Origin of the sequence: Winogradskyella flava (assembly GCF_014243395.1) — a bacterium.
GTDB classification, from domain to species: domain Bacteria; phylum Bacteroidota; class Bacteroidia; order Flavobacteriales; family Flavobacteriaceae; genus Winogradskyella; species Winogradskyella flava.
The window spans coordinates 594,307-606,969 of sequence record NZ_JACLCP010000001.1; the positions used below are offsets into that span (position 1 = coordinate 594,307).

Sequence of the window (12,663 nt, forward strand, 5' to 3'; positions counted from 1 at the left end):
TTTATTTTTAAAAATCTATGATAGACTCTACAACAACTTTTAGCTCGACAGAGAGACTTTCTTCACCCCAAGGATGTCTTGTGTTAAACACGTGATCCGCATTCTTAATGATTTTAAGTTGACTATCAGGATTCCATTGATGTAGTTCTTCAGCTTCTTTTATTGACACTGAAGTGTCATTATCTCCATGGATAATCAGCATTGGAATCTGAATTCTTTCCGTTGCAGATGCAATATCAAGTCGTTCTTTATTTGACATAAAATTTTCATAAAACTGATAGTAATGTGGCATTTGTTGTTTTGTCCTTCCATTAAGAACAAACTTTACACCAGTTGCTTTCCATTCTTCTAAATCTCCTATTGTTGCCGTGCGTCTTCCAAAGTCGCTCACACTGGCTAAAGTGACGAGTTTTGTTACTCTATTGTCTTCTGAAGCTTTTAAAATGACAATGCCTCCACCACGACTATGACCAACTAAACAGATTTTAGAACTATCTACTAAAGTATGATTCAGAAACTTCTTCTGAGTCCAATCTAAGACATCATTTAAGTCGTCAAGTTCCTTGGTGTAATTGTTATTCCCAAAAGCTTCCAAATCTGGAAAGTCAATAGGGTTTTCTACAGTACCCCCATTATGGGAAAAATTGAATTTAATCACACAAAATCCAGAAGACGCTAAAGACTTAGCCATTAGATTCCAGGCTCCCCAATCTTTAAAGCCTTTATAGCCATGGCAAAATATAATTATAGGTTGATCCGATAAAGTTTCAGAATAAAATGCATCAATGAGTATGGGCTTTTTATCTTTTCTTTCTAATATGATATTCCTTTCAATGTCCATAGTTCAGTTCTTTTTCAATAAAATTAACAGTAGGATCGCAAATTTCTAGAATTAGCTTTTTGAGCTGTTTCTCAAAATTATCTAGCGTATCTTGACTTATCAATTGTTCTTTTTTTGCCCATGATCCTGCTTTATCTTTTTTGGCAAATTTTAGAAAGCCTTCATTGAGATTTTTAAATGAAATTATTCCCGCTTCAACAGGTAACTCAATTTGTTTTTTAATATGCATAATATAGGCATAGCACAAGACCTGAAAGGATTTACTGTATTTGTCATAGTCTTCTGTCAAGTCTTCCCAATTTATCACCTCAACCTGATTTTGAAGAACCTTGCCAGATTTATAATCAATAACTCTTGTTATCCCATTAAACTGATCTATTCTATCTACTTTACCAGTAAGCCTAATTGGAAAATCAAGACTTTCGATCTTGAACTCTATAGTTTCATCTGCCTCAATTTTTAATATTTTAATTTGATCGCCATTGTTAAGACCCTCAATTTCTGAATTGATGAAATTTGAAATGTAACGCTGAGCAATCTCAAATATTATGAGGTTTTTACCTTTGGTAAAATCACCTTTATTGTATAGTTTCTTAAAGTGCTTTATGGTCGTTGGCTCTATTTCATCTTTAAAAGATTTTAGTAGGTCTATGGTTAAAAAATGACCCTCTAGAGGTTTATAAAAGTCTTCTAAAGTGTTATGTATTACTGAGCCTAAAGTATTGGCCGCTATGTTTTCCTCGACATCTTCAAACTCTTCGATATTAAGAATTTTGTCAAAATAGAAATCCATTGGATTTCTCATGTAATTTGTTAATGATGAAGGTGAAAAACCTTTAGTGGCTAGCGCTTTTATATTTTCAATGACCTCTGGAGTTTTATTTATATGCTTAAGCTCTCTTTTCACGTTAGGAATATTGGGAGATATAATTTTATGATCCATTTCATGGATGCCCTCAATTTCCAATTGGGTAATAAATCTACTTTTTTCGCCACCTTTTAATGCATCAACTTCAGTGTTATAAAGTATATAAACATTTTTAGCCCGTTGTAAGAGCCTGAAAAAATGATATGCATAAACAGCATCTTTCTCTTTATAAGTAGGCAGATTCTCTTGAATTTTTACATCAAAAGGGATGAAAGAATTGTTTGTTTTACCTGAAGGCAGAATGCCTTCATTGACTGAGCTAATAATTACAGTTTCAAAATCAAGAACACGGGACTCTAGCATGCCCATGATTTGAAGTCCCTCCAAAGGCTCGCCCTTAAAGTCTAGAGTTTCCATACTTAGCAATTCATTGAATATGCCATGTAGCGCTGAGATAGAGGTTAAGTGATTATGAGTATTGTTAAGTTTAATTAATTGGTTAAATAGGCTATTGAAACGATAAAGATACTCTAACTCTAATCGATTAAGACTTTTGTTAGAATCAAGGCTACTTTTTATACTAAAGATAAGCTCTGAACATTTTTCCAATGCAGATTTTGGCTGACCTTGCCAAGATTCAAATAATACACTAATCAGCACAGATGATGCTCCTGAAAGTTCTTGTAATTCTCCAGAACTGATATAAACTATATTGTTTTTTTGGATATGCGCTATGATGTCACTTGATGCATTGCTAGAACCGCTTTCGAAAAGATAATGCACAGACGGATGAGAAAGAATATCTATAATATCCTTATAATAGAAATGGGTAGGATTGTTTTTGTGGATTGATATTAACTTTGTGAATAATGATGCTAATGGCACATATTTAAGAGGTAAGCCCATAGTGACATTGAGATGACTAATACTTTTTGGGATGGAGTTTAGCAAGGGTGTTAATAGGTTCTCCTCTCCCAATATAATTGCAACACTTTTTAGATCTTTGTTGCTTACACTAATTTCATTTAAAAGTTGACCAATGTATTTTGCCTGTCCGACTAATTTAGGAATTCCAACGACTTGAATATTTTTTGATTTATGGTAATTCGAAGTTTTCCAATTAAAACTATTGCTTCTAAAGTAACTCCAGTCTTTTAGGTATTGTCTCATAAAGAAGCCGACATCGTGTACGGGGTCTTCTATAAAATATTCATCTATGTCCCAGTAAACATGAGCTAAATCGTTTTGTAATAATTCTTGTATGATTTGTGACTCAGAAGTGTTTAAAGCATTAAATCCCAGAAATATGTGGATCTTACCCCTATTATTCTCAACATAAGACTGAATATTTTCGGCTGCTTCTCTGTAGATTAGCCCTTGGTATCCCTGTTTTGATTGTAATAAACTTTCTGTAAATACGCTATAGTAGTCTTTTAAGCGTTGCCAAAACTTTAGGTAATTTTTCACCAAATCAGTTTGTTCTCCCTCTAAAGTCCAATTGTTTATTTGTTGAATATCGTTGAGGCTACTAAAGATACGATCTTGAGATACGAGGAATCTATCAACTTCATTAAAGTCTTGCAATAGTATTTGAGCCCATTTTAAAAATGATTCGAAAGGTTCTTGTTCTTTTTCTGAAGTAAGTTGTAAATACGCTTCATAAAGCTTAAAAAGCAAATCAGTATTAGGTAAGTTTTGTAATCCTGATAGTTCTTCAACAAACGCCTCTATACTAAGGATTTCAGGAGCAAATATAGGATAGTCTATTAATGTGGAAAGTTGATATTTTAAAAAAACACCAGCACGTTTACTGGGGAGAATAAAATGTAAATTTTCTAGTTTTAAATTTTTCCTCTTTAAGTCAACTAATACAGTTTTTATAAAACTTTGCATATTATAAAAATAAAAAACGCTCCGATATTCGGAGCGTTTTTTTAATCTATTTTAGAAGTGTGTTTCGCTTAGTTCTTTAACTTAACTTCTACACGTCTGTTTTCTTTTCTACCAGCTCTTGTCTTGTTGTTAGCGATAGGGTTATCTTCACCATAACCAGCAGCAGTTAATCTGTCAGCTGCGATACCATTAGCGATTAAATAATCTCTAACTGCATTAGCTCTTCTATCAGATAAAGCTTGATTTGTAGATTTAGAACCTACACTATCAGTATGCCCTTCAATAGCAAAGTCAGCTCTAGGATATTCCTTAAAGATAGCAACCATTGCTTGCAGAACTTGATCAGTTTCCTTTTTAAATGAAGCTTTTCCAGTATCAAATAAGATAGTTCTAGCATAACTATTTAAAGTTTCCATAACCTCTTCAGTTGGCTTAACTTCAGGACAACCGTTATTAGCAGCTGTTCCAGCTTCGTTAGGACATTTATCATCTTTGTCTAAAATACCATCACCATCAGTGTCTGGCCAAGGACAGCCATTGTTCGCTGCAGGACCTGATTCGTTAGGACAGTTATCATCGCCATCAGCAACACCATCACCATCAGCATCTGGACATCCCATTAATGCTTTAAGACCAGCAACAGCAGGACACTTATCATCTTTGTCCATTACACCGTCACCATCTCCATCAGGGCAACCGTTAAATTCAGCTAGACCAGCAGTGTTAGGACAATCATCTTTTGAATCTTGTATACCATCGTTATCAGAATCTGGACAACCATTAAAGATTTCTAAACCAGCTTCTTCTGGACATGCGTCATCTTGATCATATATACCATCACCATCAGTATCAGTACCACCAAATTTAAACGATACACCAACTGAATGTTGAAAATGTTTTGGAAGGTAATCTTCGAAAGCGTGCTTGTAAGTTGATTGAACATCAATACCTACTTTTTCACTTATCCAAAATTTGATACCTAAAGTACCATTTAAAGTACCAGCACCAATTTCGTCTAACCAAGTGTAACCACCACCAACACCTAAATAAGGGTCAATAGTTTTAGAACCTACTAAATCCATTAAACTGTATGAAACTCTACCATCTAAACCGAAATAAGATAAATCGTCAACGCCAGCATCACCAAACTTATCGATTCTATTGATAGAACCAGTAGCAGTGAATGTAAAACCATCGCTCAAATATCTTGAGACTGCGATTGTAGAAACTGACGGAAGGATGTTCCAATGATCTCCCACGTCGAAGAATTTGTCAAAATAACCTCCTTGAGGCGCATCTTCACCTACTGGATATGCATCGACAGCATTTACACCAATTGTAACGGCCCATGGATTGTTTTGATCTTGCGCATTCGTAGTGCTAAAACATACTAGAAGCACTGTCACAAATAATAATCTGCTAAGATTTTTCATATTCTAATTAATTTTAATTTTAAGTGTTAATTGTTGGCAAAAGTAAGTTGTTAAATATTATTAACAAAGACAAATATATAAAAATATTGTTATAAAGCCCCAAAATACGGTGTTTGGAACAATTTTAAATAACTTCCAAAGTTTTACCCACTTTAATGAATGCAGTAATTGCTTTATCAAGTTGTTCTTTGGTATGAGCTGCTGATAATTGCACACGTATTCTAGCCTTATCTTTTGGCACTACTGGATAAAAGAATCCAATGACATAGACGCCCTCTTTTAATAACATATTCGCCATGGTTTGAGATAGTTTTGCATCGTACAACATGACTGGTACAATTGCAGAATCGCCATCCACAATATCAAATCCAGCTTCTTTCATGCCTTTTTTGAAATATTTTGTATTCCAATCCACCTTATCTCTTAAGGATGTATCATTTTTGAGCATGTCGAACACTTTTATTGATGCACCAACTATTGCAGGAGCCAAAGAATTCGAAAATAAATAAGGTCTTGAGCGTTGTCTAAGAATTTCAATAATTTCTTTCTTGGCCGTTGTATAGCCACCCATAGCGCCACCCATGGCTTTTCCCAGAGTCCCCGTGATAATATCTATCCTACCTAAAACGCCTTTTTCTTCTAAAGTACCAATACCAGTTTCTCCAATAAAACCAGTTGCATGGCACTCGTCTATCATAACTAATGCATCATATTTATCTGCTAAATCACAAATTTTATCCAAAGGCGCAACGAGTCCATCCATGGAGAATACGCCATCCGTAACAATAATTTTGAAGCGCGCACCATTTTCATTCGCAGCAATGAGTTGCTTTTCGAGATCTGCCATATCATTATTCTGATAGCGATATCTAGCAGCTTTACAAAGCCTAACACCATCAATAATTGATGCATGATTTAAAGAATCTGAAATAATAGCATCATCCTTTGTCAAAAGAGGTTCAAAGACGCCACCATTAGCATCAAAAGCAGCGGCATATAGAATAGTGTCTTCAGTACCATAGAAATCGGCAATCTTTTGCTCTAACTCTTTATGGATATCTTGAGTACCGCATATAAACCTTACTGAAGACATTCCGAAACCATGAGAATCCAAAGTGTCTTTTGCAGCTTTAATAACCTCTGGGTGTGACGATAATCCTAAATAGTTATTGGCACAAAAATTAAGAACCTTCTGTCCTGAGTCTAAAGTGATTTCAGCACCTTGAGGAGAGGTTATTATGCGCTCTTCTTTGTAAAGACCAGCATCTTTTATAGCTTCTATTTCTTGTTGTAAAAACGATTTTATATCTCCGTACATATTTTTGGTGTTAGTTCTTATGCAAAGATACTATGTATAACTTAGATTTCAATAATATCGACATTGTCATTTATATAGACGATGTACTTATTTTTAACCTTATAATTCATGGTCTCTAATAGCCGGGCATAGGTATTGAGTTGAGATTTGTAATAGTCCTTTTGCTCACCTGTTTTGTAATCTATTATAGTGACTTCATTGTTAGAATCGATATTTATGCGATCGGGTCTTAGTATTTCTCCAGTTTTCATAATGATATCTCTTTCATTATAAATAAGTTGATCTTGCTTGAAGAAAGCATTTAATTTGGGGTGTTCAACAACAGACAAAACCAAAGCCTTTATTTCGCGAACATTTTCGTTCGTTAAATCTCCCGAAATTAATAAATCGTTAAAAGCAAAATCAATATCTTGGACAGTCTTAATCTTCGACAAAATAAGATGGACTAAATTACCTCTTTCTATAGCCTTTTCCTGCTTTGTATCCCATAAAAGTCCTGCCTTTGTAACAATATTTAAGTTATGCTCTTCTTTAGAAATAGATATGAGTTGTATTGATTGTGAAGTTTTGATTTCTTTCTCTTTTTTATGATGTGAATTAAATTCACCAAAGTCATATTCAAGTCGGTTATTAGACCATAGCCCTATGCTTAATAAATATGAAATTAACATACCGGCATAAGTACTTTTGTTTACAACACCTTTGGAATTAATATCTTTTTTGGATATGATATAAAGTTGGTCTACAGTTCTAGTTAAAACCACATAGAGCAGATTGATGTTATCCAGTTCTAGTTGCGATTGATGGGTGTTATATATTTCTTTACCATCATCACCAAAATATTCAAGGTCTTTATTGTAATTTAGAAGCATAGTTTCAAAACCTTGATAGGTCTCTTTTTTTACTGGAAACCAGATTTTAGGTTCTAATTCTTTATAAATGTTAAGATCTGCAAAAGGAAATATGACAACTGGAAATTCTAGGCCTTTAGACTTATGGATGGTCATTACTCTAACTGCATTTGTATTTTCAGGTGAAATAGTACTGAGACGTTCTTTATTCTTATCAAAGTAGTCTAAAAAAGCAGCTAAATCAGAATTTTGTTTTTGGGTGAATTCCAACACAACATCTAAATAAGATTGAAGGTAAGCGTCAGAAGTATTTTGAAATTTAAAGATCCTCACTATCTGTTCTATAAGCTCATACAGGGGTAGATGCAGTAATTGCTTCCTATGAACATTAATATTTATAGAGGTTAAACTTTCGAGTAAATCAGCAAGTTTTGGCTTGAGGTGTGTTGTGAAAAAAGTATGCTTATCCTTTACCTCATTTTGTTCTGTTAAAAAAGACAATACCTCTACTTTCAATGCATCATTGTCAGGTTGTAGTAAGAGTTTCAGAAATGAGTCAATAAAAATAACTTTTTCGGAATTTATTAAAAGCAATGTCTCAGAAGAGGCAATTTTTATTCCTTTTTCACTTAAGTAGTTTGCGACAGCAACGCCATCTTTCCGTTTTCTTACCAAAACACAGATATCACTTAATAAAAAGCCATGAGACACACATTTATTTATAGTGTCAAAAACCTGAGAGGTATATAATTCTTCTGTATTATCTTCTTTTTCAATGTCTAAAAACTTGAGACTCACATAACCCTCTGAATCCTTATTAGTGTTCTGCGGAGCATTTTTATAGAGCTGACTATAGTCAATATTGCTAAAGTAATTTTCGCCTATAAATTTAAAAAATGAATTGTTGAAGTTGATAATTTCCTTACTGCTTCTGTAGTTAGTATCTAGAGAGAAAATTTCGGCCTCTACTTGGAACGGGTTTTTACTGTTATTATAAAGATCTATAAACTGTTCGGCTTCACCGCCGCGCCACCTGTATATGGCTTGTTTAGCGTCGCCAACCAACATTACAGAACCATTAGCAGCAGATAAGGCGTTGTCTAAAAGTGGTACAAGGTTTTCCCATTGCATCTTTGAAGTGTCTTGAAATTCATCTATAAAATAATGCTTAAATTTTTCCCCTAAACGTTCGTAGATAAAAGGTGTAGGTTGATCTTTTATTTCTTTACTAATTATTTTGTTGAATTCTGAAATGAGCATTTTATTTTGCTCTTCTTTGAGAGTATTCAATTCATGCTGAATGACATTTAGAACCGAAAGTGGTGTAATGTTTTTATAAAAGCCTTTTTTTAATTTATGTTGATAAACTAAAGTTTTCGTTTGGGTAAAAACGTCAGTCAATTGTGATTGAATACGCTCTATAGTTGATTTTATATCATCACTAACCCGTTTGGGATAAAGTGGTCTTCCCTCAATTAAATCATTTTGCCATGTAGCATCAAATTTAATATTGAATTTTTTGTTTCTCAGATTATAGAAGTGATTGGGTAGTGACTTTCTATTGAAATCATCGTATTGTAAACCACACTCTTCAATAAAGGTAAGAGTTTGCTCAGATATTTCTATAATCTCATTTTCCAAAGTTGAGATAGCTTTTGACAATTTTGATTTTAGCTTTTTAAAATCTTCTAAAGTTTTGTCTTTAAAACTTTCGATTGCACGTAGGTCATTTTCACTAACTAATAATTTAGCGATCTTATTAAGGTCGTAACTAATATCCCAGCTTTTATCCTCATCTGCTTTTTCTATGGCAAAATCTACTAATACTTTTGTTAGGTCTTCATTAGTTCCAGCTTTTGATATTAAGCTATCAACAGCTTCATTAAGCAATCGCTCTTGGTCCAGTTCTACTTCAAAATTTACAGGAAGCTTCAGGTCATAAGCGAATGTCCTTATTAGACGATGTGTAAAACCATCAATGGTAGAAATATCAAATGCACCGTAATTATGGATGATATGCTTTAAAATTAACTTTGATTTTTTGTGAAGATATTCTGATGAAATAGATAATTCTTCACAAATGGCAGAAAACATAGGATGAGGATCTTTCAGGCTTTTTTCATTTGAAAATGACTTTAGCATATCTATAATGCGCGCTTTCATTTCACCAACGGCCTTGTTGGTAAAAGTTATGGCGAGGATAGATTTAAACTGATCGTAATTAGGGGAAGCAACGAGTATTTTTATGTAAGATTTTGCAAGAGTGAATGTTTTTCCGCTACCAGCGGAGGCATTATATATTCTAAAGGCTGAATTCTGCAAAAGATAAATTTTATACCAAAATAGGGAATCTTAATAATTAATTTAGAACTTCTTGTCTTCAAAATCGTAAATTTGTTAAAATCAAATTTTTAATCACTAAAACAAAAATATTATGGCTTTTGAATTACCAAAATTAAAATATGCTTATGATGCCTTAGAACCTCATATTGATGCTCGTACGATGGAGATTCATCATTCTAAGCATCATAACGGATATACTACAAAACTTAATGCAGCAATTGAAGGAACCGATTTAGAAAATAAATCCATTGAAGATATTTTGACTAATTTGGATATGAGCAATAGTGGAGTAAGAAATAATGGAGGGGGCTTTTATAACCATTCATTATTTTGGGAGGTTATGAATCCTGAAGATAGAGGTTATCTTTCAGGAGAATTAAAGGATGCGATCGAAGCTGAGTTTGGGTCTAAAGATGCTTTTATCGAGGCTTTTTCTAAAGCTGCGGCAACCCAGTTTGGGTCTGGATGGGCTTGGTTATGTGTACATAAAGGAGGTAAAGTTGAAGTTTGTTCTACGCCAAATCAAGATAATCCATTAATGCCAGGAGTAAGCTGTGGAGGCACACCAATTTTAGGTTTAGACGTTTGGGAACATGCCTACTATTTGAATTATCAAAATAGAAGACCAGATTATATTGAAGCATTCTTTAAGGTAATCAACTGGAATGAAGTTGAGCGTCGTTATGCAGAAGCAAAATAAGCATTAGCAATTATTTGAATATATAAATCCAAGCTCTTAGCTTGGATTTTTTGTTTAGAAAATATATGAGTTATTAAATGAAAAAAGGTGAACAGAGAGTTCACCTTTTTTGCCCCAAATCTACCATAAACTTAACCTACTTATGTTATGGTGAGTCAAATATAGGTTTACATTATTTTAACTGATTAATTTTTTGGATAAACGACCTATATATTAGTCTAAGCGTGGAAACTACTGCGATTCTTCAATAATTCAGATTGCAATTGGTCTAAAAAACATGAGATTACTTAAACCTTTGCTTTAATTAAGGACATAAAAAAAGGTGAACAATGTTCACCTTTTTTTGCCCCAAATCTACCATGAACTTAACCTACTTATGTTATGGTGATACCAATGTAGATGTTATTTGTTAAAACAGTACATATATTGGATGAAATGCACTTTTCTTAGATAAAATACACAATTTTTCGGATTAAACGCTATTTTGGGATGATAATTAGTAAGCGCGCTCCTTGTTTCCCTCGTAGAAATTGATAAATGCTCTATTCACAACTCTGTTGCCTCCATCTGTTGGATATTTACCTGTAAAATACCAATCCCCTAAATTCTTTGGGCAGGCTTTATGCAGATTATGAACAGGTTGAAAAATAATTTTCACTTCTGCTTTCACATCGTCATCACTTAATAACTCCGAAATTTTGTCTGAGATTTGTTCGTCCGTAAAACTATCATAGATATCCTTAACGTGATTAACAACATTTCTATCCTTAAGGCTAACCTGTTTAAGACATTTTTGATATACCTCTTCCACTATGTGGTATTTATTATTATCCTTTAAAAGCTCTAATGCAGCTCTAAAAGCTATGAGGCTTTCTAGGTTTGCCATATCAATACCATAACAATCTGGATAACGAATTTGAGGAGCAGATGAGACTACCACAATCTTTTTAGGATTAAGGCGATCCATCATTCTAATGATACTTTTTTTAAGTGTTGTACCTCGCACAATACTATCGTCTATAATTACCAAATTGTCGGTTGGTTTTATAACGCCATAAGTAACGTCATAGACATGTGCTACCAAATCATCTCTACTACTGTCTTCGGTAATAAATGTTCTAAGCTTTACATCCTTAATGGCTATCTTTTCAATACGAGGACGTTCGGATAAAATCTCTTCAACTTTCTGAGCCGATAGTTCTCGCTGACCTTTAAGAATAGCTTTAGTCTTCTTATGATTAAGATGTTCTTCAACGGTGTCTATCATTCCAAAGAATGACGTTTCGGCTGTATTTGGAATATAGGAGAAGACTGTATTTTCAGTATCGTTATCAATGGCCTCTAAGACTTTTGGCATTAGTAGTCTCCCTAATTGTTTTCGTTCTTCATAGATTTCGGCATCACTTCCACGAGAAAAATAAATACGTTCAAAAGAACAGGCTTTGCGCTCTAACGGCTCAAGTATTTTTTTAATTTCAGTTGATCCAGATTTTTTGGTGATAATGGCGTGTCCTGGATCTAGCTCCATGACTTCCTCAAAAGGAACGTTGAAAACAGTTTGTATCACTGGTCGTTCTGAAGCAACTACCACCACTTCTTCATCTTTATAATAATAAGCTGGTCGAATACCTGCTGGATCTCTTAACACAAAGGAATCACCATGCCCTAATAAACCAGCCATAGCGTATCCACCATCCCAATTCTTAGCGGCACGTTTTAATATTTTATTGAGTTTTAGGCGTTCTGCAATTAAGGGAGAACATTCAATTTTGGAATAGCCTTCTTTCTTTAAGTCCTTATATATTTTACTTACAGCATCATCTAAGAAATGGCCTATTTTTTCCATTACTGTAATAGTATCTGCTTTTTCCTTAGGATGTTGCCCAATATCTACTAGGTTGTCAAAAAGTTCGTTGACATTGGTCATGTTAAAATTTCCAGCGACAATAAGATTCCTATGCATCCAATTGTTCTGCCTTAAAAAAGGATGAACACTCTCAACACTGTTTTTCCCAAACGTTCCATACCGCACATGTCCCAATAATAATTCCCCCACATAAGGAATATGCTTTTTCTGAAGTGCGACATCATTTTTGTATTGAGGATTTTTTGTTATTTCATCATTGATACGCTCATTGATTTGAGAAAATATGTCCTGTATGGGTTGTTGTGCTACAGATCGCACTCTACTGATATAGCGCTCACCAGGTTGTGTATCCAACTTTATGCTTGCTAAACCAGCACCATCTTGTCCACGGTTGTGCTGCTTCTCCATCATTAAATACATTTTGTTGACACCGTAAAATGCACTTCCGTACTTTTCTTTATAGTATTCTAATGGCTTAAGTAATCTAATAAGTGCAATTCCGCACTCATGTTTTAAAGCATCACTCATATTATGTAATAAAAAAACGCG

7 protein-coding genes are annotated in these 12,663 nt (G+C 34.0%); 1 reads left to right on the forward strand and 6 read right to left on the reverse strand.

Going from position 1 to position 12,663, the window contains the following annotated elements; all coding sequences use genetic code 11:
- Nucleotides 1-7 precede the first annotated feature (7 nt).
- The 5 genes from H7F21_RS02660 to H7F21_RS02680 all read right to left on the reverse strand — a co-directional run bounded on the left by H7F21_RS02660 (nucleotide 8) and on the right by H7F21_RS02680 (nucleotide 9,526).
- On the reverse strand, nucleotides 8-841 hold the full coding sequence (locus H7F21_RS02660) for an alpha/beta hydrolase family protein (RefSeq protein WP_185787681.1): 834 nt from the start codon (nucleotides 839-841) through the stop codon (nucleotides 8-10).
- The gene (locus H7F21_RS02665; RefSeq protein WP_185787682.1) at nucleotides 831-3,602 is read right to left on the reverse strand and encodes a PD-(D/E)XK nuclease family protein; all 2,772 of its coding nucleotides are present in this window, start codon (nucleotides 3,600-3,602) and stop codon (nucleotides 831-833) included. Before H7F21_RS02665 ends, H7F21_RS02660 begins: the two co-directional genes overlap by 11 nt.
- Nucleotides 3,603-3,670: 68 nt before the next feature.
- A complete protein-coding gene (locus H7F21_RS02670) occupies nucleotides 3,671-5,035 on the reverse strand; it encodes an OmpA family protein (RefSeq protein WP_185787683.1) in 1,365 nt (454 codons plus the stop codon).
- A gap of 124 nt (nucleotides 5,036-5,159) precedes the next feature.
- Entirely contained in the window at nucleotides 5,160-6,353 is a 1,194-nt protein-coding gene (gene kbl, locus H7F21_RS02675; protein ID WP_185787684.1) for a glycine C-acetyltransferase, read from the reverse strand.
- A gap of 41 nt (nucleotides 6,354-6,394) precedes the next feature.
- A complete protein-coding gene (locus tag H7F21_RS02680) occupies nucleotides 6,395-9,526 on the reverse strand; it encodes a UvrD-helicase domain-containing protein (protein ID WP_185787685.1) in 3,132 nt (1,043 codons plus the stop codon).
- A gap of 112 nt (nucleotides 9,527-9,638) precedes the next feature.
- Here H7F21_RS02680 and H7F21_RS02685 point away from each other — a divergent pair, with 112 nt between their 5' ends.
- Nucleotides 9,639-10,247, forward strand: coding sequence for a superoxide dismutase (locus H7F21_RS02685; protein WP_221892420.1), 609 nt, complete (start codon nucleotides 9,639-9,641; stop codon nucleotides 10,245-10,247).
- Between the two features lie 496 nt (nucleotides 10,248-10,743).
- Here the strand turns inward: H7F21_RS02685 and H7F21_RS02690 are convergent, their stop codons facing one another.
- Nucleotides 10,744-12,642: an amidophosphoribosyltransferase gene (locus H7F21_RS02690; RefSeq protein ID WP_185787686.1), complete on the reverse strand. Its 1,899-nt coding sequence runs from the start codon at nucleotides 12,640-12,642 to the stop codon at nucleotides 10,744-10,746.
- Between the last annotated feature and the right edge of the window lie 21 nt (nucleotides 12,643-12,663).

Coding starts and splice junctions, on each gene's coding strand:
- H7F21_RS02660 (WP_185787681.1), bottom strand. CDS start 841: ATGGACATTGAAAGGAATATCATATTAGAAAGAAAAGATAAAAAGCCC.
- H7F21_RS02665 (WP_185787682.1), bottom strand. CDS start 3,602: ATGCAAAGTTTTATAAAAACTGTATTAGTTGACTTAAAGAGGAAAAAT.
- H7F21_RS02670 (WP_185787683.1), bottom strand. CDS start 5,035: ATGAAAAATCTTAGCAGATTATTATTTGTGACAGTGCTTCTAGTATGT.
- kbl (WP_185787684.1), bottom strand. CDS start 6,353: ATGTACGGAGATATAAAATCGTTTTTACAACAAGAAATAGAAGCTATA.
- H7F21_RS02685 (WP_221892420.1), top strand. CDS start 9,639: ATGGCTTTTGAATTACCAAAATTAAAATATGCTTATGATGCCTTAGAA.
- H7F21_RS02690 (WP_185787686.1), bottom strand. CDS start 12,642: ATGAGTGATGCTTTAAAACATGAGTGCGGAATTGCACTTATTAGATTA.